At 48.4% G+C, this 23,756-nt stretch carries 20 protein-coding genes; 8 read left to right on the top strand and 12 right to left on the bottom strand.

The window, feature by feature from the left end; genetic code table 11:
- Positions 1-9: 9 nt before the first annotated feature.
- Complete coding sequence (gene dprA, locus I2I11_RS10605) at positions 10-1,131, bottom strand: DNA-processing protein DprA (RefSeq protein ID WP_196267680.1); 1,122 nt, start codon at positions 1,129-1,131, stop codon at positions 10-12.
- Positions 1,132-1,142: 11 nt separating this feature from the next.
- Positions 1,143-1,490, bottom strand: coding sequence for a MerR family transcriptional regulator (locus tag I2I11_RS10600; protein WP_196267679.1), 348 nt, complete (start codon positions 1,488-1,490; stop codon positions 1,143-1,145).
- A gap of 202 nt (positions 1,491-1,692) precedes the next feature.
- Between I2I11_RS10600 and alaS the strand changes: the two genes are divergently transcribed.
- The 3 genes from alaS (at position 1,693) to I2I11_RS10585 (ending at position 7,006) form a co-directional block, all read left to right on the top strand.
- Entirely contained in the window at positions 1,693-4,338 is a 2,646-nt protein-coding gene (gene alaS / locus I2I11_RS10595; protein ID WP_196267678.1) for an alanine--tRNA ligase, read from the top strand.
- Positions 4,339-4,426: 88 nt separating this feature from the next.
- Complete coding sequence (gene gatB, locus I2I11_RS10590; protein ID WP_196267677.1) at positions 4,427-5,884, top strand: Asp-tRNA(Asn)/Glu-tRNA(Gln) amidotransferase subunit GatB; 1,458 nt, start codon at positions 4,427-4,429, stop codon at positions 5,882-5,884.
- A 9-nt stretch (positions 5,885-5,893) separates the two neighbouring features.
- The gene (locus tag I2I11_RS10585) at positions 5,894-7,006 is read left to right on the top strand and encodes a TlpA disulfide reductase family protein (protein WP_196267676.1); all 1,113 of its coding nucleotides are present in this window, start codon (positions 5,894-5,896) and stop codon (positions 7,004-7,006) included.
- Between the two features lie 103 nt (positions 7,007-7,109).
- On the opposite strand, the gene I2I11_RS10580 is transcribed toward I2I11_RS10585, so the two are convergent.
- The 3 genes from I2I11_RS10580 to I2I11_RS10570 all read right to left on the bottom strand — a co-directional run bounded on the left by I2I11_RS10580 (position 7,110) and on the right by I2I11_RS10570 (position 9,108).
- Positions 7,110-7,730 carry a DNA polymerase III subunit psi gene (locus I2I11_RS10580; protein ID WP_196267675.1) on the bottom strand — a complete coding sequence of 207 codons (621 nt, stop codon included), beginning with the start codon at positions 7,728-7,730 and terminating at the stop codon, positions 7,110-7,112.
- Positions 7,731-7,741: 11 nt separating this feature from the next.
- The gene (locus I2I11_RS10575; protein WP_196267674.1) at positions 7,742-8,278 is read right to left on the bottom strand and encodes an acyl-CoA thioesterase; all 537 of its coding nucleotides are present in this window, start codon (positions 8,276-8,278) and stop codon (positions 7,742-7,744) included.
- A gap of 170 nt (positions 8,279-8,448) precedes the next feature.
- Positions 8,449-9,108: a protein-L-isoaspartate(D-aspartate) O-methyltransferase gene (locus I2I11_RS10570; protein ID WP_196267673.1), complete on the bottom strand. Its 660-nt coding sequence runs from the start codon at positions 9,106-9,108 to the stop codon at positions 8,449-8,451.
- Between the two features lie 223 nt (positions 9,109-9,331).
- On the opposite strand from I2I11_RS10570, the gene I2I11_RS10565 reads away from it, so the two are divergent.
- On the top strand, positions 9,332-9,922 hold the full coding sequence (locus I2I11_RS10565) for a riboflavin synthase (RefSeq protein ID WP_196267672.1): 591 nt from the start codon (positions 9,332-9,334) through the stop codon (positions 9,920-9,922).
- A 282-nt stretch (positions 9,923-10,204) separates the two neighbouring features.
- On the opposite strand, the gene menD is transcribed toward I2I11_RS10565, so the two are convergent.
- From menD to I2I11_RS10550, 3 genes are all read right to left on the bottom strand, one after another.
- Positions 10,205-11,908: a 2-succinyl-5-enolpyruvyl-6-hydroxy-3-cyclohexene-1-carboxylic-acid synthase gene (gene menD / locus I2I11_RS10560; RefSeq protein WP_196267671.1), complete on the bottom strand. Its 1,704-nt coding sequence runs from the start codon at positions 11,906-11,908 to the stop codon at positions 10,205-10,207.
- Between the two features lie 189 nt (positions 11,909-12,097).
- On the bottom strand, positions 12,098-13,315 hold the full coding sequence (locus tag I2I11_RS10555; RefSeq protein WP_230680057.1) for a chorismate-binding protein: 1,218 nt from the start codon (positions 13,313-13,315) through the stop codon (positions 12,098-12,100).
- Positions 13,316-13,319: 4 nt separating this feature from the next.
- Entirely contained in the window at positions 13,320-13,739 is a 420-nt protein-coding gene (locus tag I2I11_RS10550) for a hotdog fold thioesterase (RefSeq protein WP_196267670.1), read from the bottom strand.
- A gap of 58 nt (positions 13,740-13,797) precedes the next feature.
- Between I2I11_RS10550 and I2I11_RS10545 the strand changes: the two genes are divergently transcribed.
- Positions 13,798-14,439 carry a histidine phosphatase family protein gene (locus I2I11_RS10545; RefSeq protein WP_196267669.1) on the top strand — a complete coding sequence of 214 codons (642 nt, stop codon included), beginning with the start codon at positions 13,798-13,800 and terminating at the stop codon, positions 14,437-14,439.
- Positions 14,440-14,547: 108 nt separating this feature from the next.
- Positions 14,548-16,236 carry a pyruvate dehydrogenase complex dihydrolipoamide acetyltransferase gene (locus tag I2I11_RS10540; protein WP_196267668.1) on the top strand — a complete coding sequence of 563 codons (1,689 nt, stop codon included), beginning with the start codon at positions 14,548-14,550 and terminating at the stop codon, positions 16,234-16,236.
- A 123-nt stretch (positions 16,237-16,359) separates the two neighbouring features.
- Here I2I11_RS10540 and I2I11_RS10535 read toward each other — a convergent pair whose 3' ends face one another.
- From I2I11_RS10535 to I2I11_RS10520, 4 genes are all read right to left on the bottom strand, one after another.
- Positions 16,360-16,566, bottom strand: coding sequence for a type II toxin-antitoxin system HicA family toxin (locus I2I11_RS10535; protein WP_196267667.1), 207 nt, complete (start codon positions 16,564-16,566; stop codon positions 16,360-16,362).
- Positions 16,567-16,570: 4 nt separating this feature from the next.
- On the bottom strand, positions 16,571-16,798 hold the full coding sequence (locus I2I11_RS10530; protein WP_196267666.1) for a type II toxin-antitoxin system HicB family antitoxin: 228 nt from the start codon (positions 16,796-16,798) through the stop codon (positions 16,571-16,573).
- A 283-nt stretch (positions 16,799-17,081) separates the two neighbouring features.
- Entirely contained in the window at positions 17,082-18,044 is a 963-nt protein-coding gene (locus I2I11_RS10525) for a glycoside hydrolase family 5 protein (protein ID WP_196267665.1), read from the bottom strand.
- A 406-nt stretch (positions 18,045-18,450) separates the two neighbouring features.
- Entirely contained in the window at positions 18,451-21,384 is a 2,934-nt protein-coding gene (locus I2I11_RS10520) for an alkaline phosphatase family protein (protein WP_196267664.1), read from the bottom strand.
- A 500-nt stretch (positions 21,385-21,884) separates the two neighbouring features.
- Here I2I11_RS10520 and hslV point away from each other — a divergent pair, with 500 nt between their 5' ends.
- Positions 21,885-22,427, top strand: a complete 543-nt coding sequence (hslV, locus tag I2I11_RS10515; protein ID WP_196267663.1) for an ATP-dependent protease subunit HslV — start codon at positions 21,885-21,887, stop codon at positions 22,425-22,427.
- 173 nt (positions 22,428-22,600) lie between these two features.
- Entirely contained in the window at positions 22,601-23,572 is a 972-nt protein-coding gene (locus I2I11_RS10510; RefSeq protein ID WP_196267662.1) for a deoxyhypusine synthase family protein, read from the top strand.
- Positions 23,573-23,756 lie beyond the last annotated feature (184 nt).

Here is a 23,756-nt window from a genome sequence, read left to right as displayed (position 1 = left end):
AGTATAACATCACCCAATCAACATAAACTTTTTGCCGGGTTTGGCCTTCACCATTCCTTTAAACTCCAGCCCTAAAAGCACCGAGGCTAAAAGGCTTACAGGTACCTGGGCCTTCCAGCTCAGGTTATCCATCTGCTCCTCACCGGATTGTTGTAACACCTGCAGTACCTTCCATTCCTCCTCTGTATAATCGGCAGCATTCAGCTGTGATTTTGCCTTTTGCTTAGCGGCAGCGGCATCTTCCAAATCCCAGTTCAGCAGCTCCACCAGATCCTGGGCACAGGTATAAACAGCCGCCTTGTTGGACTTGATAAGGTAATTGGTGCCTTCCGACACAGGCGAGGTGAGGTTGCCCGGCACCGCCATCACTTCCTTGTCGTAGCTGTGGGCAATGTCGGCGGTGATGAGGGTGCCGCTTTTCAGGGCAGCCTCTACCACCAGTGTGCAGTCCGACATGCCGGCAATAATGCGGTTGCGGGCCGGGAAACGAGGCGCATCGGGTTTGGTGCCAAAGGGGCTTTCCGTCAGCAGGCCGCCCTGCGTCAGCATCCTTTCCGCATACTTGCGGTGCATGGCCGGGTAGATAATGTCGTGGCCGCTGGCCATCACGCCAATGGTTTGCAGGCCGGCCTGCAGTGCTGCCCGGTGTGCCACAATATCCACACCGTAAGCAAGGCCGCTTACAATCATCACCTTATAGGGCTTCAGGTCTTCTACAATGCGCTCCGTTATCGTCTGGCCATAACTGGTTATCTGCCGTGTGCCCACCATGCTGATAATGCGGTGCTGGTTCAGGTTGCCGTTTCCGCGGAAGTATAGGAGCGTGGGCGCATCGGCAAACTGTTTCAGCCGGTCAGGATACTTCTCCGAGGTATAAAACAGCAAAGAAACATCCTGTTCCTGCGCCTGCTTTACAATCTGTTCTGCCTGCAGCAAAGCGCTTTTGGCACCTGCAGTTATACTTTTGATGGTAATGCCGCCTACACCCGGAATCTTCAGCAGTTTGCCTGGTGCTGCCGTAAAAACAGCCTGGGGCGAGCCGCAATAGCTTACCAGCAGGCGCGTGAGCTGCGGCCCCACGCCCGGCAATTTGGTTAAGGCAACTTCGTACAGGTTCTGATCTTCAATCATCCTTGCAGTTTTCAGGCTTTGGTGTTCAGCTGATCTTTGATGCCTACCAGGAAAGCCCTTACTTTCTCCAGCGACTGGATGATTTCGATTTTGTCTTTTGTCTGCACCGACTTGTTTTTGAGCATCTCCCTGGCGCCTTGTATGGTATAGCCGCGCTCCTTCACCAGGTGGTAAACGGTACGCAGCGTTTCAATGTCTTTGGGCGTGTACTGGCGGTTGCCTTTTTTGCTCTTGCGGGGTTTCAGCTGCTCAAACTCCGTCTCCCAAAAGCGGATAAGCGAAGGCGCTACCTCAAACATGGCCGCAACCTCGCCAATGGAGTAATACTGTTTCTCTATTTCTTTTTCTTTATAAGGCATATTCAGCATATCTATGGTCTGGCAGAACACTACTTATTTTCGGATAGGATGCTACGGTTTACGGTTAAAATATGCTACTTTTGCCTCCAATGAGCTTTTCAGAACTCCCGAAAAGAGTATTTTCTGTCAGGCAAAAATTATATATTTTTTGTTCTTAAACAACAAGTATAGACCAAAGTATCTAAATGCTTCATACTCATACATGAATTCAGCTGAGATAAGACAACAGTTTCTGGACTTCTTCGCTTCCAGGCAACACCAGGTTGTGCCGTCGGCGCCGCTGGTGGTGAAAGATGACCCTACCTTGATGTTTATCAACTCGGGTATGGCCCCCTTTAAGGATTACTTCCTGGGGAACAAACCGGCGCCGTACAAGCGCGTGGCCGATACCCAGAAATGCCTGCGCGTAAGCGGCAAGCACAACGACCTGGAAGAAGTAGGCTACGACACCTACCATCATACCATGTTCGAAATGCTGGGCAACTGGTCGTTTGGTAATTACTTTAAGAAGGAAGCGCTGGCCTGGGCCTGGGAACTGCTGACCGAAGTATACCAACTGCCGAAAGACAGGTTGTATGTATCCGTTTTTCAGGGGGATGCTTCTGAAAATTTAGAGAAAGATCAGGATGCTTACGATATCTGGAAAACCATGATTCCGGAAGAGCGGATTCTGATGGGTTCAAAGAAAGATAATTTCTGGGAAATGGGCGATACCGGCCCCTGCGGCCCCTGTTCCGAGATTCATATTGACCTGCGCTCTGAAGAAGAACGTGCCAAAGTGCCGGGTAAAGACCTCGTGAACAACGATCATCCGCAGGTAGTGGAGATCTGGAACAACGTGTTCATGGAGTTCAACCGACTAGCTGATGGATCGCTGGTAAAACTGCCTGCACAGCACGTAGATACAGGCATGGGCTTCGAGCGTTTGTGCATGGCCATACAGGGCAAGCAATCGAACTACGACACGGATGTTTTTCAGCCGCTGATTCAGTTTGTGGCGCAGGAAGCCGGCGTAACCTATGGCGAAAACGAGAAGACGGACATTGCCATCCGCGTCATGTCGGACCACATCCGTGCCATCGCTTTTGCCATTGCCGACGGGCAGCTGCCATCTAACAACAAGGCCGGCTATGTGATTCGCCGCATACTTCGGCGCGCGGTGCGCTATGGCTTCACTTTCCTGGATTTCAAAAAACCTTTCCTGTACAAACTGGCTGCCGTACTGGCCGACCAGATGGAAAACGTGTTCCCGGAACTGAAGCAGCAACTGAGCTTTGTGCAGCGCGTGATTGAGGAAGAGGAAAATGCTTTTCTGCGTACGCTGGATAATGGCTTGAAACGGCTGGATGCTTTAGAAGATAAATTCAGAGAAAACAACAACACCATCGACGGCAGAACGGCCTTTGAATTGTATGATACTTTCGGTTTTCCGCTGGATTTAACGGCCCTGATTGCGCGTGAAAAAGGGTTGCAGGTAGATGAGGCCGGTTTTACAGTGGAGATGGAACAGCAGAAAAACCGCTCCCGCAACGCCTCCGCCACGGAGCAATCCGACTGGGTGATACTGCAGCCGGACGTAGCAAATGAATTTATTGGTTACGACAGCGACACCGCCGTTTCGCACATTGTCCGTTACCGGCAGGTGAAATCCAAGAGCAAAAACGAATACCACCTGGTGCTCGACAAAACGCCTTTTTATGCCGAAAGTGGCGGACAGGTTGGTGATACGGGCTACCTGATTTCTGATACAGAGCAGGTGGAGGTGCTGGATACGAAAAAAGAGAATGATCTGATACTTCATATTACGGCCAAACTGCCGCAGAACGTGGAGGCAGCTTTCCGGAGTAATGTGGATGCGGAGCGACGCAACTTTATTCGTAAGAACCACTCTGCCACGCACTTACTGCATGCTGCTTTACGCAAAGTTTTAGGGGAGCACGTGCAGCAGCGCGGCTCGCTGGTAAATGAAAAGCTGCTGCGCTTCGACTTTTCGCATTTTGCCAAAGTAGAGGAGGCCCAGCTGCGCGAGGTAGAGCATATCGTGAATCAGCGCATCCGCGAAGCTATTCCGCTGGAAGAGCAGCGCAATGTGCCGATTGCGGCGGCGAAAGAAATGGGCGCCATGGCTTTGTTTGGCGAGAAGTATGGCGAGTTTGTGCGCGTAATAGCTTTCGACCGAAATCACTCGGTAGAGCTTTGCGGCGGCATCCATGTGCTGAATACGGGCAATATCGGCTATTTTAAAATTGTGTCAGAAAGCTCGGTTGCGGCCGGTGTGCGCCGCATCGAAGCTGTTACAGCCAAAGTAGCCGAAGATTATGTGCAGCAGCAGCTCAACGAATTGCATGCGGTCCGGGAAGTGCTGGCTACGCAAAGCAATGTATCGGGTGCCGTACAGAAACTGCAGGAAGATAACAAAGCACTGCAAAAGCAACTCGAGCAGCACGAACTAAAGCAACTCACGGGCTTGAAAGACAGCCTGGTGCAGAAAGCCCGGCAACTCGATAGCGGCGTGCATTTCGTGGCGCAGCAAGTGGAGGTGAGTAACGCCGATTATCTCAAAAAGCTGGCTTTCGACATGCGCCAGTCGCTCGATAACCTGGTACTTATACTTGCCGCCGAAATAGACGACAAGCCACAGATTGCCGTGATGCTGTCGGATAATCTGGTGTCGGATAAGCATCTGAATGCCAGCCAAATGGTGCGTGAACTGGCAAAAGAGATTAAAGGTGGCGGGGGTGGACAACCGTTTTATGCTACAGCAGGAGGCAAGGATGTGGCCGGTCTGCAGGCAGTGCCTGCCAAAGCGCTGGAACTTGTTACTTCGTTGCTGAATAAGAATGAATGATTGTATCGCATTAAGTATGAAAATTACCTAATCATACCAAATGCTGCTGTTCTGATTTAACAGGCGATCATCGTACAATTTATACATTATGGATACATCAATCAGAGATAAATACCAGGCCATCATCGGTCTGGAAGTACACGCGCAGCTGCTGACTGAGAGCAAAGCCTACTCCTCGGATTCCACAGAATACGGCATGCTGCCCAACAGCAACCTGAGCGTGATTACACTGGCGCATCCCGGCACCTTGCCGCGTGTAAACAAAAGCGTGGTGGAAATGGCCCTGAAAATGGGACTCGCCACCAACTGCGACATCACGCGCTACAACCTGTATGCCCGCAAAAACTATTTTTACCCTGACCTTCCGAAAGGCTACCAGATTACGCAGGATAAAACGCCTATCTGCACCTTAGGTTACATCAATATCAAAGATGCTGAAGGTAATGACAAGCGCATCGGCATCACCCGCATCCACATGGAGGAAGATGCCGGTAAATCGATGCACCTGCCCGGCGAAACCGAAACGCTGGTGGATTATAACCGTGCCGGGGTGCCACTCATCGAAATTGTATCGGAACCCGACATCCGCGACTCGGTGGAAGCCTACAATTACCTCATGGAAATAAAGCGCCTGGTAAAATACCTGGACATCTGCGACGGCAACATGGAAGAAGGCTCGCTGCGTTGTGACGCCAACATTTCGGTGATGCTGAAAGATGCGCCGCTCTGGGGCACCAAGGTAGAGGTAAAGAACATGAACTCGTTCCGCAACGTGCAGCGCGCCATCGAGCATGAAATAGAGCGCCAGATCATGGTGGTCGAAAATGGCGGCAAAGTAGAAGGCGAAACGCGAAACTTTGATGCGAACACGGGCAGCACCACGGCCATGCGCTCCAAAGAAACACTAAACGATTACCGCTACTTTCCGGAGCCGGATCTGCCGCCGCTCATTATCCACCAGGAGTGGCTGGATGGTATAAAAGCAGCGATGCCAAGCCTGCCGCAGGAGCTGTACAAGCGCTTTGTGGAAGTATACGGATTGCCGGAATACGATGCGGCCGTGCTGACGGATGCCAAAGAAATAGCTTTATACTTTGAGGAGCTCTGCAAACATACCACCAACTACAAAGCTGCCTCTAACTGGATGATGGGCCAGGTGAAATCGTATCTGAACGAACTGCAACTGCACATCAGGGACTTTCCGCTGCAACCGGAACAAATTGCCGGTATAATTGCTTTAGTAGATGAGAACAAAGTAAGCCACTCTGTTGCAGCTAAACAGGTTTTTCCATACTTGCTGGAGCACCCGGAACTGAATGCGCAGCAGGTAGCGGAGCAGCAGAACCTGCTGCAACAATCCGACTCGGGCGAGCTGACACAAATTGTGCAGGCGGTGCTGCAGGAGAATCCGGCCAAAGTGGAGGAATATAAAGCCGGTAAGCAGTCGTTGGTTGGTATGTTTATGGGTGAGATCATGAAGAAAACAAAAGGAAAAGCCGATCCGAAAGTAGCCAACCAGCTGCTTCGCGAAGGTTTAAACGCATAAAAACAAGGTATGAACTATTCAAAGTATGTTATCATGGCTGCTGCAGCGGCACTTCTTGCCGGCTGCCAGACCAACAAATCCACCTCAAACGAGGACGGCTATACCATAGAAGGAAAGCTGCAGAATGCCGAAGCCGGTAGCAAAGTATACCTGCTGGAGCTGGGCGATCAGCAGTTTATTGCCCGCGATACGGCTGAAGTAAGCGCCGACGGTACCTTTACGTTTGAAGGAAGGGTAGAAGAGCCTACCATGTACCGCATCACCCTGGATCAGCGCAACGGCCTGATGCTGGTGCTCGACAACGATAATGTAAAAGTGCAGGCTGATGCCGAAGATATCAACGGTACAGCCAAAGTGGAAGGATCTGAAGATTCGGAGCTGTTCCAGCAACTAAATAAACTGGTAAACGAATCACGCCTGAAGCAGGTGGCGCTGGAAGAGCGTTATCAGCAGGCAATGGAGGCAGGCAATACTGATTCTGTGGCTGTCATTCAGGAAGAGTATGGCGCTTTGCAACAGCAGGTAAAAGACTTTATCGCGCAGCATCCTAAGTCTGTTGTGGCCGCTTTTGGTACAGCTACGTTGGTTGATCCGAACAGTGACTTTGCCTTTGCGGATAGTATGGCAACACTGCTGAACAAAAATATTCCCGACTCCAAGTATACGCTGATGCTGAACGAGCACCTGAAGCCGTTCCGCAACACCGCTATTGGCCAGGTGGCGCCGGATATCACGCTTCCGACACCGGATGGCAGCACCAAGTCATTGTCATCGCTGCGCGGCAAGTATGTGCTGATTGATTTCTGGGCAAGCTGGTGCGGGCCCTGCCGCAAAGAAAACCCGAACGTGGTGAAAATGTATGACAAGTACAAAGACAAGGGTTTCGAAATCTTCGGCGTATCGCTGGATCAATCGAAAGAAAAATGGGAGAAAGCCATTGCCGACGACAACCTGCCCTGGCCGCATGTATCGGATTTACAGGGCTGGCAAAGCAGCGCTGCCCAGCTTTACAACGTAAACGCCATTCCGCAAACTGTTTTAATCGACCCGGAAGGCAAGATTATAGCAAAAGGCCTGCGTGGAGAAGATTTGGAGCAGAAGCTGGCTACATTGCTGCAATAAGCACAGAGCAAAGTATAAAAACAGCAAAGCCTTTCCGGTTCCGGAAAGGCTTTGCTGTTTGGGGTATAAACCACAGCACAGGTAATTAGTTTCAATCGCAGGATCAGGACAAAAACACCTGTTGTAGCGCGTTCCACAGATTCTTTTTATGATTCACGTCCTGCTCCAGCACCGATAATGCCTGCGCAAATACCACCGGAATCCGGCCCAAGTGCACCGGATTATAGAGCGTAAATTTATCGTGCGGCAAATCCGTATCGAGGCGGCTGGCGAAGCTGATGATATAATTTACTTCCAGCTTTTGCTGCAGTTCCTCCAGCCGCGCCACTTTGCCCGAAACATTGTTGACATAGGCCACGTCTGCCTTTTGTAAACCAATGGCATGCAGTATCTTTTGCAGAAACTCCAGTTCCGGCAGCTTCCTGAATTCCTGCTCCGGCAACGTTACCAGCACCACCACGCCCTTTTGGTTTTCCCCTGAGATATCAAATATAGGAGCCGCAGCGGCTTCAGTTTTGGGCAATTTCGGAATGGCCGGGGGAGGCGTAGTCTGCTGGGCGGCGACAGGCGGGGCAGCAGGTTGGGCTGGCTTAGCCGGGGCCATCTCAGTTTCAGAAGCTTCCGGAACAGGCGCAGTCTGATTCACCGGAACAAGGTATAAAGTTTCGGTGATGAAATTTTTTAGGAATTCCATGCTAAGTTCGTCTGCTTCCAGTCCTGCCATAAGGGTAGTGTTTATTCCTGCGGGGTATCAGCTTTGATGTCGAAAATTGATTTCAGTTCATTGGCCTCGCTGGGCTTCATACGGCCGGCCAGCACCAGGCGCAGCTGCCTGCGTCGGAGGGCGCCTTCGTAGAGTTCTATTTCTTCGGGGGTTTCGGGTATGGCGCCCGGCACGTCAATGGGGTTGCCGAGCTGGTCTACGGCCACAAATGTGAAGAAGGCCTGGTTCGACTTTACTTTTTTGCCACTCGGAACATCTTCGGCATACACCACAATGTGTACTTCCATTGATGAGTTGAAAGCCCGCGTTACTTTGGCCTCCAGGGTTACAACGTTGCCCAGTTTTATTCCTTCGGTAAAAGAAACATTGTCAACCGAGGCGGTTACCACAATACGGTTTGAGTGGCGCTGCGCCGCAATAGCCGACACAATGTCCATCCAGTGCATCATGCGGCCCCCCATCAGGTTGTGCAGTGTATTGGTGTCGTTGGGCAACACCAGTTCCGTCATGATAACGTAAGAATCCTGTACTCTTTTTTGTTTAGGCATTAGTTTATGCTGATTAATCTACACAAAGATACGCCCCGGCACGCAAACCGTGAAATATACTTCCAGGTCTTCACTAAAGTATAGCGGCAAAAGAAAGTAGGGCGAAGCACAAGAGAATTGAAGTATAAAATCTCCTGAAATGAAACTTATACTTGCTTCATTATACCTGCTTACATACCTGTATCCCAACCCGACTTGCCGAGCAGGGGTACAAACTTAAAGCTGCTGAATTCCTCTTTGGTAAACTCGTTTTCTTCTACGCGGGTGATGCGCACCATTTTCTGACTTTTTTCGTCGCCGACCGGAATTACCAGGGCACCGCCCACGTGCAGCTGGCGCATGAGGCTTTTGGGTACGCCCGGCGCTCCGGCCGTTACTATTATTTTATGGTAAGGGGCATGCTGCGGCAGCCCTTCGGAACCATCGCCATGGAAAGTATGCGGATGTAGGCCATACTTCTTAAAGAACAGGCGGGCCTTGTCGTACAGCGCGCGATTATACTCTATGGTGTAAACGTAGGGCGTCAGTTGCAGCAGCACCGCACACTGGTAACCGGAACCGGTGCCAATTTCCAATACTTTGTCGGTTGGTTTAACGTCCAGCAGCTCCGTCTGGAAAGCGACCGTATAAGGCTGCGAAATGGTTTGTCCTTCGCCAATCGGGAAAGCCTTGTCTTGGTAAGCTTGCTCCACAAAAGCCTTTTCGAAGAAGAAATGCCGGGGCACCGCATCAATGGCCGCCAGTACGCGTTCGTCGCGGATGTTTTTGTCGCGCAGCAGTTTTACGAGTGCGCGGCGCATGCCTTTGTGTCTGTACGTATCGGTTTGCATGTATACTTAATTTGATGAAAGCTACACCTGCCTGCGGGCTTCTTATAGCTGCTTTAAAGTGTAAATCAGGCCGGTTTAGTTTATGTTCTGCGAAAGTAAGCATAGCAGCGCAAAAATGACAGAATTAGGGAAATACATCCCTGATTCAGGCTGCCTTGTAACTTAAATTTAGGTATAAGCAACAGAAAGCTGTTAAATTAGATCATTCAAACAGGTAACAAACATGTTTACAGGAATTATAGAGGCCGTAGGCCAGGTAACAGCCATCCGCAGCGAAAACACCAACAAGCATTTTACAGTGCTGTCGCCTTTTACGCATGAGCTGCAGATAGACCAGAGCGTGGCGCACAACGGCGTATGCCTGACTGTAGTGGCGTTGGAAGGCGAGGCGTTTACGGTAACAGCCATTGCGGAAACATTGCAAAAAACAAATCTGAACGATTTAAAAGCCGGTGATCTCGTGAACCTGGAGCGCTGCATGCAGGCCAACGGACGCTTCGATGGGCATGTAGTGCAGGGTCATGTAGACCAGACAGGCGTCTGCGAATCAGTGGAAGATGAAAACGGAAGCTGGCTGTTTACTTTCAGCTATGACGCCGGCACGGGCAATGTAACGGTCGAGAAGGGTTCCATCTGCGTCAACGGCATCAGCTTGACAGTAGTCAACTCCAGGGAGAACAGCTTTTCGGTAGCTATTATCCCTTATACATACGAGCACACCAACCTGCAGCACGTAAAGCCGGGCACCCGCGTCAACCTCGAGTTCGACATCATCGGCAAGTATGTGGAAAGGCTGCTGGGGAAGAGGGACTAATTTTGAATAACTGGATTTTGAATGATTGAATTACAGACACAAGTATCCGGATTTTGAATGTTCAGACTTCTTGATGTTGATCTGCCCTTGTTTGATTATTATACTTATAAAAGCTGCGTGTTCTTTATGTTAATTGTTGCGCATATATAATCCTGCATCAGAACAGAATTTATCGAATATACGGAATTCAACAATGCTGTCATCCTGAAAGGATCTTGTGCGTGATACGATGGAAATAAACAAGATCCTTTCAGGATGACAGCATGTGAAATTTTCTTTATTTCATTTGCTCATAGCATCTTGCACGGCCTGCTTATACGCTGCGAAAGCAGCGGCGTTGGCTTCTGAGTCTGTGAAAATCTCCAGGATACCGGCACCGGCCGCCGGTGCAAAAAATGCAGGGAGTGCCTGCTCCAACTCTTCCAGGCTATGTACCGCATGATATGCCATGTCAAAATCACGGGCGGTATTCCCGGCGTTCAGCGCTTGCTTGGTTTCGAAGTATGGCGCTAATTCCGGTTGCTGTTTTGGGCCATCCAGCAGCCGGAAAATGCCGCCGGCGTGGTTGTTGAGCAGGACGATGCGCAGGTTTGGCGGCAGGTAATTATGCCAGAGGCCGTTGCGATCGTAAAAAAAGGCCAAATCGCCGGTGAGCAGTGTGGTGATGCCGGGGCTCGTAAGCGCGCAGCCTACAGCAGTGCTGGTGCTGCCATCTATGCCGCTGGTACCGCGGTTTGCATACACGTGCACCGCCTGGGTGGGCTGCAAAGCCACGATGTTGGCATAGCGCACCGACATACTGTTGGCCAGGTGCAAATTACTTTGCTGCGGCAATTGTGCCAGCACACGCGCCACAACATGCAGTTCGCTGTATGTGGTCTCCGACGTATAGGCTGTCAGAAAGTCTTTTGCTCTGGCGTTCATACTTGTCCAGGCGCCGGCAAAGGCTGCTTCTGTTTTGGTGCTTCCTGGAATATTGACAAAGAAACTCTGAGGTGTGCAGCGGATTATCTTCGTGAGCGCCTGAAAGGTGTCGGCTACGGCGCCGGCGGGCTGCACATGCCAGTGGGCCAGCGGTTTATACTTGCGCAGGTATAATTTCAGACTTTTGGAGATGATGGATTTTCCGAAGGTAAGCAACAGATCCGGCTGCAGCTGTGCCAGCATATCATCGTCAGGGGAGGAGAGGAAGGCATCCTGGTAGCGGACAGCTTCCGGCAATGCGTGCACATTACTGATGATATCACCCACCAGCACAGCGCCCGTAGCTTCTATAAACTGCTGTAAACTCTGAAGCAGCTGCGCATTATACTTATCTTGTCCGGCAACTACCAATATGCGCTTATACTTTTGGATTTGCTGCTGCAATTTCAGCACCTGTGTTTGTGCCAGATCAAAATGCTGTTCCTCTTCCGCAATCACTTTCACCTCCTTGTCGAAAACAATATTTTCGCCTGGGGCAGGATAAAAGGGTTCGCGCAGTGGCACGTTAATATGCACCGGCCCGGCCGGAAAAGCCACGGCCTCATTCAACGCTTCTGACACAATGCGTGCGCTGAACCATGCCGCGTCAGGGTGTGCGAAGTCTGCCGGGAAAGTATAGCTCTGCTTGATGTGGCGGCCATAGATGTTTTGCTGGCGGATGGTCTGGCCGTCGAGTTGATCGATCCATTCGGGCGGGCGATCGGCAGTGAGCACCAGCAGGGGCACCTGCTGAAAGTAAGCTTCGGCGACGGCCGGGGCATAGTTCAGGGCCGCCGTGCCCGAGGTACAGACCAGCACGGTTGGCTTCCCGGTTGTAAGCGCCATGCCCAGCGCAATAAAGGCAGCTGCACGCTCATCACTCACCGTACGCACCGTCAGATCCGGATGGCGGGCAAAGGCGATGGTGAGCGGGGCGCAGCGCGAACCGGGCGAGAGCACCACGTTTTGCACGCCCTTTCTGGCGCAAATCTCTGCTATATTGACAACAGGTTGTATGATCATTCTTAATGTGCTAATGCGTTAATGTGCTGATATGTTAAATGGATTACTGGCTAAGTTGCTGGAGGCTTGTAATTGACACAGACACTCGCGGGAGCTGTGCACACCGCGGAGATTTAAAGATTGAAGGGGGGCTGATAGCTTCATTTTCAAATCTGCACATCTTCGGCTCCGCATTAGCACCTTAAACAATCAGCACATCAATACACGCCAGATAGTCTGCATTTTGTGCTGTGTTTCCTGCCATTCTTTCTGAGGATCGGATTCGGCGGTGATGCCGGCGCCCGCGTAAAGTATGGCCTGGTTTGTTAACAGCTGCATGCAGCGAAGGTTTACGTATAAATGGGTACCTGCTGCGCTGCTTACAGGCCCTAAAAAACCACTGTAATAGCTGCGGTCATACCCTTCATGGGCAAGTATAAAAGCAAGGGCAGGCTCTTTCGGGAGGCCGCAGACAGCGGAGGTAGGGTGCAGCAAGGCCAGCATGTCGGAGCCCAGCGTCGGGAAGTCTGTTTCTCTCAAATCTACCTTAAAATCCGTGCGCAGGTGCATCAGGTTGCCGGCTATGATGGTGCGCGGGCCTACTTCGCTATAATCGCGAAGGCGCAGCCGCTTGAAACAACTCAGGATGTAACGTTCCACCATGGCCTGCTCCTCAATCTCCTTCTGACGCCAGATGGCTGTGGCCGCCAAGGCGTTGGCATCAGCTGGCTGCGTACCGGCCAGCGCTGTTGTTCTGAAGACTTTTTCCTGATCGACGCTCACCAGTATCTCCGGCGAAGCACACAGCCAGGTGCCCACCTCCGGCACCGAAACCAGCGCCACGAACGCGTCCGGGTAAGCTTTCTGCAACTGGGCAAAAGTATCTACAGCGCTGAAGCCATCCGGCAACGGCGCCAGCGTATTCCGCGACAGCACCACCTTTTCCATTTGCCCGGCCTGCATTGCTGCCACAGCTGTTGCCACAGCGCTGGTATAGCCGGCATTCGTTTGCTGCAGCGCCGGTGCCTTGTCAGCGGCGGGTACATGCCAGGCTGCGCTTGTGGGTTGCGCCAGCAAGCTGTAAAACTGTTCCAGCGCCGTAACGGGAGCATCCGGGGCTACCGTCAGCTTGCCTGTTGCGGCCTCAAAGTATACATCTGCTTTGATAAAGATATTCTGATGGACCGTGGTCTGGAAAGGGCAGAAAAGAAAACCAAACGGACTTTCCTCCAGATCCGGCTGCCCCACTGTTAGCTGTTCCTGCAGCGAGAGGCAAAGGTGCACCGCCTCAGTGTGGGGCAGGCGCCAGGCTGCCACCGCCAGGTGGCCGGCTATGGCAGCGTTAAAAATATCTGCTAAAGTATAGCTGCGGGTTGCTTCACCCATGTTATGCTTTTCTCCTGTTACTGCTGTGCCTGTGTATGGCATTGTATTATTTTTTATCGATCACCGCCACCGTCATGCGGCTGATACAAACCAGGCTGCCATCTTCGGATGTAATTCTGGTTTCCCATACCTGCGTGCTGCGGCCAATATGAATAGCTTGTGCCCGTGCAAAAACCCAGCCGGAGCGTACGCTGCGGATATGATTGGCATTTATTTCTAAACCGACACAAGCCTTTTTGTTTAAATCAACCTGCATGGCGGCACCTATACTCGCCAGCGTCTCGGCCAGCGCTACAGAGGCGCCGCCATGCAAAAGGCCCATGGGCTGGTGGGTGCGGTGGTCTACCGGCATTTTTCCGCATAAATAGTCCCCGCCGATTTCTGTGAACTCAATGCCCAGGTGTTGCACCATGGTACCTTTGCGCCACTCATTCAGCGTCTCGAACGTAAAAGAATTTTCAGGCATAGCGGCGGTGTAGATTTCGCGGTGTAATTTAGCGCAAGAAAGCAAAAGTAGAAGAATTTTGAGTATTAAGAAAGTATACCTCATCCGCCACGGGCAAACGGATTTTAACCTGCAGGGCATTGTGCAGGGCAGCGGGATAGATGCTGATTTAAATGCCGAAGGGCGGCGCCAGGCTGCCTTGTTTTTTGAGCAATACAAAGATGTTCCGTTCGATAAAGTTTATACTTCTTCATTGAAGCGCAGCATACAATCTGTGCAGGGCTTTATTGATCTGGGTATTCCGCATGAGCGGCACGCAGAGTTGAACGAGATAAGCTGGGGCACGCGCGAGGGCACGCGCATTACGCCCGAAGAAGATGCCTATTATTTTGACCTGCTGCAGCGGTGGCGCGATGGCGAAACCGGCATACCTATTGAAGGCGGGGAGAGCCCCGAACTGGTAACAGCCCGGCAGCAGCCTTTTATCGACCTGATGCTGCGCCGCACCGAGGAGACTACAATTTTAATTTGTATGCATGGCCGCGCCATGCGTATATTGCTAACGCAGTTACTGCACTACCCGCTGCGCTGCATGGATACGTTCCAACACGAAAACCTGTGCCTTTACCAGCTCGATTTTACGGGCAGCATGTTTGCCGTAAAAAAGTACTGCGACGTGGCTCACCTGCAGGCGGCCGAACTTAAAAATGTGGTAAATTAAGTTGCGGCAACAAATAAGCGCGGTATAGTTTGAATAAAATATTTTTAAATCTAATTTTGGGCAGAATACTCAAGGCCTTCTGAGGCACTATAAAACGACACGATACTTATGGCTGAAGTGATACGAATGCCCAAGATGAGCGACACGATGACAGAGGGGGTGATAGCATCTTGGCTCAAAAAAGTTGGCGACAAGGTTAGCTCCGGTGATGTACTTGCTGAAGTAGAGACCGATAAAGCTACCATGGAACTGGAGTCTTACAACGATGGGACACTTTTGTACATTGGCCCCAAAAAGGGCGACAGTGTACCGGTAGATGCTGTAATTGCCATTATCGGCAAGGAAGGCGACGACATCACCGGGCTGCTGGATGAAGCAAAGCAAGGCAAAACGCCGGCTGCCAAACCACAGGAAGAGCAACCTGAACCAAAAAAAGAAGCTCCTAAGCCTGCAGCCTCCAAGGCTGAAGCACCGGCTGCTAAAACTTCTGTAGATACCTCCAACATCAAAGCTTCCATTATCCGGATGCCAAAGATGAGCGATACCATGACGGAAGGCGTGCTGGTTTCGTGGCTGAAAAAAGTAGGTGATAAAGTTAAATCCGGGGATGTGCTGGCTGAAGTGGAAACCGACAAGGCTACCATGGAACTGGAAGCATACGAAGACGGCACCTTGCTTTATACCGGCGTAAAAGCCGGTGACTCAGTACCGGTAGATGCCGTTATTGCTATTATCGGAGAGGCCGGAGCCGATTACCAGGCGCTGCTTGACAACGCCGCACCCAGCTTACAGGAAAAAACTAAAGAAGGTATAGAAGCCGGCGTAGATGAAGTTACTTCCGAAAAGGTCGAAGACGAGAAAGTACCCGGCCCGGAAGCAACCACCCAAACTGCAGAAAGCAACGGATCAGAAAACGGCCGCATCAAAGCATCACCGCTGGCCAAAAAAGTAGCCAAAGAAAAAGGCTTTAACCTGAGCCAGATAAAAGGTTCCGGCGAAGGTGGCCGCATCGTGCTGCGCGATGTGGAAACCTTTACTCCGTCTGCTGCGCCGCAGCAGGCAGCCAAAACAGCTGCGCCGCAGGCGGCCCCTGCTGTGGCAACAGGCGCACCTGCCGATGCTTACGAAGAGGTTGCCGTATCGCAGATGCGCAAAGTAATTGCACGACGGCTGGCAGAGAGCAAATTCACGGCGCCCCACTTTTACCTGACCATGGAAATAGACATGGACAAGGCCATGGAGGCGCGTGTAAGTATAAATGAAGTGTCGCCGGTAAAGGTGTCGTTTAACGACCTGGTGATCAAGGCCGCGGCCGCAGCCCTGCGTCAGCACCCGGCAGTTAACTCGTCGTGGCTGGGTGATAAGATCCGTTACAATAAGCAGATAAACATTGGTGTGGCCGTGGCAGTAGAAGATGGCCTGCTGGTGCCGGTGGTGCGCAATGCCGATTACAAATCGCTTTCGGCTATAGCGGCCGAGGTAAAAGACCTGGGCGGCAAAGCCAAGAGCAAAAAACTGCAGCCATCCGACTGGGAAGGCAACACGTTTACTATCTCTAACCTGGGCATGTTCGGCATCGAAGAATTTACCGCTATCATTAACCCGCCTGATGCCTGCATCATGGCCGTGGGCGGCATCAAGCAAACGCCGGTGGTACGTAATGGTGAAATCCGCATCGGCAACGTGATGAAAGTGACCTTGTCCTGCGACCACCGCGTGGTTGATGGCGCTGTGGGTTCCGCTTTCCTGCAAACCTTTAAAAATATGCTGGAGAACCCGGTACGGATTCTGGTGTAGTTCGGGCGAGTATAACAAGTATAAAGTAAAAAGCCTCTTCCTAAACGGAGAGGCTTTTTTATTGCTATTTGATTCCTGATTTTGCGGCGCCGGCATTAGTTTTACCCAAGTATGAAGGTTTGCTTAATCAAGCGTATTTGGGTCAATTCCTGCTTGTTTCAGGATACCATGCAATGTTCCTTTCTTTAAATCTTTGGCATGCATGGGCACAACAGTACGCTTCCCTCGCAGGCGATTGACATAGATGTGATGGCTGCCTTTAGTACGCACAAATTCAAAGCCGTGTGCCAGTAAGACCGAAATGATATCTTTGGGCGTATATGACTTCATTCTATCAGGAAGCTACCGTCAGAGAGTATTCCAGGCTCCTGCTGTCGTCCGGAACAGGTTCTCCATCTGCCTCCAGGCTTTCGATGTATAGACTGATAGCTTCTTTTGCCATTTCAATAGCTTCTTCAATCGTTTCACCCTGTGTGAAGCAGCCAGGCAGAGCGGGAACGCTTACGCTGAAGCCGCCTTCATCTTCAGGCGTAAGTAATATGCGGTAAGTGCGCTGTATCATAGATATAAATTTACCCTTTAAAGTATAAACTGCTTTTTATTCCTTTTGTTAATGGTAAAACACAGCAAGGTCATGTTTATCAAGCTAAGTTGCTTATACCTCTTGCAGTTTATATTACAAGTATTATTTCGGACATAAACTGAACAGGCAGTGTACATTTACGGTCTATTAGGGGGTAAGCTGCCTCTGTTTACTGCAGAATAAGCAAAACAGTAGCTGCAGATGTATACCTATACTTTGGCAGCATGCATTCCTGCTTTAGGGGAAATAACAACATTTAGCTTTACTTTCCGGCTGAATATTTCCGGATAAAGGCCCGGCTTTTGATGCCGGATGCTTTCAGGTCTTTGTCTTTCCAGGGGCCGGTAGCGCTGGCAGCCGGCAACAGCACCGAGCAGGTTTCATCTTTATCGGACACAGACCAGGTTATCCAGCTTACTTTATTCTTTTCAGCCCATTCCAGCCATTTTGTCCATTCGTCCATGTTGATCGGGCCATCGCCGGTGGCCTCCATACCCGCTGACTCTGAAATAAAAATCGGAATACCCTTATCCAGGGCATAGTTGCAGCGGTCGCGGAGCGCCTGCTTGTGCGTGGCCGCATAAAAATGGACGGTATACATCAGGTTATCGAAGCCCGTAAGCGGTGCATCGGCCACCAGATGGATGTCCTGATCCCAATGTGGATTTCCGACAAGTATTACATTATCCGGGTCAACCGCTCTAATGGCCTTTATTACTTCTCTGGAATAAGCCTTTACCTCATCCCACGATTCCTGGTCCGGCTCGTTAAAAATCTCATAGATTACGTTGGGTTTGTCGCCATACGTTTGAGCCATTTCCGTGAAAAATGCCTTCGCTTCCTTTAGGTTGATGTTGTGGCTGTGCCAGTCGATGATGACGTACACGTCGTTTTTGATGGCGCCATCCACCACCGCCTTTATCTTTTCTTTAGACCATTCGGGTTTCTCCAGGTAGCCGTTCTTAGGTTCTACACCCATCGCAGCACGCACTACCGAAACACGCCAGTCGTCGCGGAGCCATTTTACAGATTCGGGGTTATAAAAGCGGGGCCAGAAGTTATGCCAGCCATAGCTCATGCCGCGTAAAACAACGGCGTTCCCTTTTTCATCCGTCAGTTGCGTACCCGTAACCGACAACTTGCCGTGCTTTTTAACAGCCTGCGCCAGCGTTGCTGTGGTGCTGCCCAGCAGGAGAAGGGCGGCCAGTATAATTTTTCCTTTCATGAAGTATAATCCTAGTTATGCAAGCCTAAATGTATAGATTCTTGCGATTAGAAATGTAATACTATGAAGCAGAATAGTGATACATAAAAGACACAGAGCAACTATAGTTTTTCTTATCTAGAAAGGCACTTTGAAATCAGAGTATGAGTGCTTCTTCTTATAATGTCTATCTTTTCTTCCCAATACATTTCATGACTATTATATGTGCCAAGTAACAGGTGTTTGCAATGTGGCAGCAATAAAATTACTATCACCCTGCTTAAAGATATGAAGCTTAATTGAAAAGCTACTGACCAATTGCATTCCGTCAGCCACCTTATTGCAAACACACTGTTACCGATTCGTGCTAAATTTATGAAACTACATTGAGTACTTATAATTAATTCTCCGAGATATTTATTTTTTGTTACTTAGGAGGAAAGCCAAATAGAAGACGATATCCAAAAAGTGTCTCATGATACCCATTACTTTTCAAACCAGGTAATGCCATTTTATATGTTCTTGTGAAATGGGTGTCTTGATAAGGCCGAACATTTATTGCATTAAAATCACTACCATGCTTTCTGTGCCCTGTAAGCGATAGTAGGGAACCTAAATCATTTGCTGTTGCTACTCTTGGACCTAAATCAATAAATTGATGCAAATCAGGGTGAATAAACCTCCTCATTATTGTGGCAAGAATAGAGGTATGATCATATATTTCATGAGATACCGTTTTAGCCGGAATATATGGAGAAACAGCTAAAGCAGGCACTCTTGGACCATATCTGGTCAAACCTTCTGCAAGTGGATCCGCATTATTAGGTGGCATTACATGGTCATAGAATCCACCGTGTTCATCATAGGTGACTACTAATAAGGTCTTTTCCCACTGAGGACTTTGTTGCAAGGCTTTAACTACCTTACCTATAAAGGCTTGCCCTTTTCTAATATCAGCAGGAGGATGATCGTCATTACCCGGAGGCACATCTATGTAGTCAGGCTCTATAAAAGTTACAGAAGGCAATTCCCCTTTAGCTGCTAATGCAAAGAAACCATTAGTGGGATTATTGACATTTACTACATTGGCAGTGTCATAGGTGTAATTTGTAAATAGCCTTAAAAAGCTATAGCCATGTTCAAAAACTTTCCAGGATATTTGGCATCGTGTAAGATAATCAAAGATGGTATAGGTCTCACTAGGAGTAAAATTTTCGAATACTATATTGTCCAGTTCGGTATTGCCCTGATCATCCTTATTTAATTTCCCAGTGTAGGTAATAAAGCGATTGGGTAAGGTCTGTCCAGGATGTGCACAAAACCATTTATCGCAGAGTGCAAAATTGTTGGCAATGTAATCGAATGTAGGTAACTCTTCTTTCCCATAATAGCTCATCACATTTTTCCATATATTTCGATTATTCGGATTATCACTTACTGGATATCTTAGGCAAAAATCCTTTACAAAGCCATCCATACTGGTTCCAATCTGATTCATTACACATTCATGAGCGTGGCAAGGATCTTGGTTTATTTGTGTCGTCTCAAGATTGTGAAAAACCTTGTGAACATTCCGTTCAGTATCTACATTCGATTCATTACCTGTTAATCCGTCAACATCCTGCCTACCTTCTTCAACCTTTAAATAACCAAGCATGTGATCAAACGATCTATTTTCCTGCATTAGCACTACAATATGGTCAAACTTAGCAAGGTTATTTATTGGTATAAATTTCTTGGGTATTACTTTTTTAATAGATTCATCCTCAGGTTTAGGCACATAAGTAATGAACATGGCATCTTCCACTTGATAAATATCAATTATTGAATAAACGCCGCCAAGAAGTGCAGCAATTACTCCATTAATATTTTTATTTAGAAGATTAACTATATTATCTCTTACTGCCTGATTAGCTAAATTTCCAATTAATTCATTGATTGGTAAATAAAAATCATCTTTCGAAAAATAGTTGATTCCTAAAGCTTCATCAATTCTATTAGCAACCCAATCATGATTAAGTGTATCTGCTACATGTGTAGGAAGTTTAATATTCTCGCTAAATGCAATCTTAATATCTGGTTTACAATCCAAAAAAACTGTTTTATAAATGTTCTCGACATTATCCTCTTTGTTCCAAACTGTCAACAAAATCTTCGGTTCAACGCTGATAGCTACAATGTCAAACCATTTGTTATAATCAACATTGGGAACATGAATTGATATTTCTTCAGGTGGCCTATTGGTTTCATCCACCTGATTCGTTTCAATGTCAACTGTAATTGAAAAGCCAGGCACATGACTATCTTTTATAGTTGAAAAGAATATTCTTGTGGTATTAATATCATGAGCCCTTATGAATGCAGAATCGGTTAGTTTTATTTTATATTCTTTTACTCCTTCATACTGACTGTTATGGTTGTAAAGCGACGCGATCTCATCTTTCAGAAACAATGTAAGTTTGTTGGAATATTTATGTGGAAGTGTATCTTCATTAACAACCTTAGTTAATATTTCAAATAACACTTGTGTTTGTTGAGAATCTCTATATAGTGTAGACAGTGCTCTGTCTGTACTGTTTTCAAATGCTATTTTTTGAATTGTACTTTTAAAATCTATTCGTGATTTATTTGATATTTCGTCAAGTCGAAGTATTTCAATGTGATTAAATTCATTTGCATACTTAGCCAGCACCCGCGCTTCATGGCTCTCGTATAAAGCAGCAGGTAAATTATAAGATTCAATGTATTGCATTCGTATAGCTAGGCTGCTTCCATCTGCAACATCAGGTATGTTTTTTATTATAGCAAGTATTGCACCTATTGAATATTGATCGACAGTTTTATCATGGTCATAATTTATTCTTAAGCGCTCTATAGGTTTATAACTGTTCCAAAATTCATCAAAAGCTCGTTGCCAGAACGACATCGGAATTCGCTTAGTTTTGATTGGTTGTGTACTCGGATAGGTAATTAAAATTTCATATCGTTGTCCACCCTCAAATTCCTCAAACTCGCTTTCTCTTTCTGGAGTGGTAATATTTTTTATTGTTACAGACCATGAGCTACCTCGGTTTGTTACTACTGCACTTGTTATTTTTTCCCCACTTGATTGGTTGATACTTGTATTTACAGGTTCAGGACCTTCTGCATTTTTAATAGTAATAGTTGAACTGTTAATCAAAGCAAGAGATTTACCCGCTCTATTTCTTTTAGGCCTATATACTAGAACGTCGATTGTTCCGGGTGTTACTTCAGGTAATGGGAAAGTTTTCTCTTGACCAGCTTTTAATGTTATTTCTTCTTTATAGATTTTGAATCTAGCGTACTGTGATTTTCTACGAGCGAGAATAGGTAAAAGCATAATAGTAAGTTTAAAATTTTATAAAAAGGTTGTATTCTAAAAGTTTGATCTACCGAGGCTTTTCACATCATGTCCGCTAACTAGCTGCTTAACATGAACATACGCTTATCTTTACTATATACGATGGTGTTTCTCTTTATGTCAAAGAAAACAAAACCGGATTTTATATTTTGGAATTTTTTAATAAAATATAGTAAAAATACATTTATAATATATATATATAAAGCACTTAAATTATCCTCATTGTCATAGATCTCATATTAGCACCAAAACAGGACCAACAGGCAGATAAGCAGTAAAACGAAATTATATCTCCGATTGCTTCTGATAAATTTCTAATTGGGGCTTGCACCTGTAATTATCCGGATAACATACTTTTTGTGCAGAACAAGGACAATATGGCACATGCGCTGGTTTTGGCTTTTTGTTTGAGGATGCTGTAGCTTTACAGGGCAGCAGGTATAAAGTATAGCTGCCTTCATCAGCATTAAGTATAAAAAATGACAAAGATAAGATCAACCACCGTGTGTGGCATTTACCACAATGGCGAAGTGGCGCTCGGCGCCGACGGACAGGCGACCATGGACAAGCACATCGCCAAGAGCAACGTGAAGAAAATACGCAAGCTGCTGGACGGCAAAATCGTAACAGGCTTTGCCGGTTCTACCGCCGATGCCTTCACGCTGCTGGAGCGTTTCGAGGAGAAGCTGAATGCCTACCAGAGCAACATGAAGCGTGCTGCCATTGAGCTGGCTAAAGACTGGCGCAAAGACCAGTACCTGCGCAAGCTGGAGGCCATGATGGTAGTAGCCAACAAAGAGGAATTGCTCATCATATCGGGCACGGGCGACGTGCTGGAGCCGGACAACCAGATTGCCGCCATTGGCTCGGGCAGCATGTATGCCCATGCCGCAGCGCTGGCGCTGAAAAAGCACGCGCCCCATTTGTCGGCGGAGGAAATGGTGCGCGAGGCCCTGAACATTGCCGCCGACATCTGCATTTATACCAACCACAACCTGATTATCGAGAAACCAACTTCTTAATGGGTACGCGTTGTAAGTTCCGCTATTTATGCTGACAAGTGTGCAGGCAGAGTTGTAAACTCACATAACATTCTGGACGCAGATAACGAATAACTAACAACGAAAAACGAATTTATTTAACTTGCCGAACCAAACTACCCGAACGGGTAGTAACCGGAACAAAACAAATAACTATGCAGGTAACAGATTTTCTAAAGAAACACTACAAGCACTTCAACGCAGCTGCCCTAATAGACGCGGCAGAAGCATATAAAACACACCTGAACGAAGGTGGCAAAATGATGATTACACTGGCGGGCGCCATGTCTACGGCGGAGCTGGGGATTATTCTGGCCGAGATGATCCGCCAGGACAAAGTGCAGGCCATAACGTGCACAGGCGCCAACCTGGAAGAAGATGTCTTTAACCTTGTGGCCCACGACTTTTATGAGCGCGTGCCGCATTACCGGGAGTTATCTGCCGCAGATGAGGAGGCCCTGCTGAACCGCCACATGAACCGCGTAACAGACACCTGCATTCCGGAAGAGGAGGCCATGCGCCGCATTGAGCACACCGTGCTTAAGTTCTGGGAAAAAGCGGATCAGGAAGGCAAAGCCTACTTCCCGCACGAGTTCTTCTACCAGATTTTACTTTCCGGCGATCTGGAGCAGTATTATCAGATAGATCCGAAAAACAGCTGGATGCTGGAAGCGGCTAAAAAGAATTTGCCGATTTTTGTACCAGGCTGGGAAGATTCAACTCTTGGTAACATCTACTCAGGCCATGTGATAACCGGCGATATCAAGAATGTGCATACCATGAAAACCGGTATCCAATACATGATGGAGCTGGCTGATTTTTATACCAATACGGCAACAGAAGAATCTAAGATTGGTTTCTTCCAGATTGGCGGCGGTATTGCCGGCGACTTCCCGATTTGCGTGGTACCCATGCTGCACCAGGACTTGCAGCGCACCAGCGTGCCGCTGTGGGGTTATTTCTGCCAGATTTCGGATTCTACCACCAGCTACGGCTCTTACTCCGGCGCGGTGCCGAACGAGAAGATTACGTGGGGAAAACTGGGCAAAGAAACGCCAAAGTTTGTAGTTGAGTCTGATGCCACCATCGTAGCGCCCCTTATCTTTGCCATTGTGCTGGATATGTAATCTTGTTATTCCATACTAAATAAAAGGGCCTGCAACTAATGCAGGCCCTTTTATTTAGTATGGAATGTTAATCCGCAGACCTCGCGGCGTGCGCAGCTCCCGCGAGTGTATGGAGTGTATTTGCGTTGGCTTCGGAAAACCCGCTGGAGCAGCGCACCGCGCGGTTTGGGCTATACCTGCATAC

Source organism: Pontibacter rufus, assembly GCF_015694705.1.
GTDB classification, from domain to species: domain Bacteria; phylum Bacteroidota; class Bacteroidia; order Cytophagales; family Hymenobacteraceae; genus Pontibacter; species Pontibacter rufus.
The sequence above is the reverse complement of the archived record's forward strand: the minus strand, read 5'-3'. Positions and strand labels throughout refer to the sequence as shown.